The organism is Paenibacillus endophyticus, assembly GCF_014192395.1.
GTDB classification, from domain to species: domain Bacteria; phylum Bacillota; class Bacilli; order Paenibacillales; family Paenibacillaceae; genus Pristimantibacillus; species Pristimantibacillus endophyticus.
The window spans coordinates 1-1,004 of sequence record NZ_JACHXW010000046.1 but is presented as its reverse complement, the minus strand read 5'-3'; the positions used below and the strand labels follow the sequence as shown (position 1 = coordinate 1,004).

Here is a 1,004-nt window from a genome sequence, read left to right as displayed (position 1 = left end):
AAAAAACAAAAGGCCCATGAAGGCTTCGTGTAAAATGGAAGTTACCACACCACCATTTTGTACAGGAGAAACCAACATGAGCTACTCCCATCTTAACATAATTGAACGAGGACAACTAGAAGCACTGAATCGACTAGGTTGGTCATGCCGGAAGATCGGGCGTGAACTAGGCCGTCATCCTTCCACTATCGCACGAGAACTAGAACGCGGTAGGGAGAAGGGGAGAACTTATGGGGCTCGGTCTGCCCAGCAGGCGTATCACGAACGGAGAGCTTCGAGCGTGCCTGTTGGTAAGTATGCCACAGCGCTTGCAGAAGAGATCAACCAGAAGCTGCAGGAGACGTGGTCCCCTGAGCAGATCGCCGAGAAACGTCGTACCGAAGGGAAACCATTCGTATGCTTCAAGACGATCTACAGATGGTTATACGGGGGGCGTCTCACAGCAGGAGTCAACGTACTGCGACATAAAGGCAAGCGTCAGAAACCGATTGAAACACGTGGTCGCTTCCTCGTTGGTACGCCGATCAGCAAGCGGCCAAAAGAAGTCCGTAAGCGTACGACGTTTGGTCATTGGGAGCTCGATACCGTGGTCTCCAGCCGTGGTAAAAGCAAGGCCTGCGCCGCTACCTTTATCGAACGGAAGACGCGCCTGTACGTTGCACTGAAAATGCCGGATCGAACGGCTCACTCGATGGAGGTTGCCTTCGGTGTCGTGGCCAGCCAATACCCACAAGGCACCTGTCGGACGGCGACAACCGATCGTGGTAAAGAGTTTGCTTGCTACGCGAACCTGGAGGCTACGTATGACGTGAAGGTCTACTTCGCTGATCCTTATTGCTCTTGGCAGAGAGGCTCTAACGAGAACGCAAACGGTCTCCTTCGGGAGTTCTTCCCAAAAGGACATGACTTCGCTTCCGTTACCGATGACCAACTCGCTGATGCCATTCGTTTGATTAACAACCGGCCCCGTAAATGTCTAGGGTGGAGGTCGGCTCACGAAGCTT

General features: G+C 53.1%; 1 protein-coding gene. It reads left to right on the top strand.

Going from position 1 to position 1,004, the window contains the following annotated elements; all coding sequences use genetic code 11:
- Nucleotides 1–76: 76 nt before the first annotated feature.
- The coding region (locus FHS16_RS31445; protein ID WP_183571664.1) for an IS30 family transposase at nucleotides 77–1,004 on the top strand (928 nt) is incomplete at its 3' end.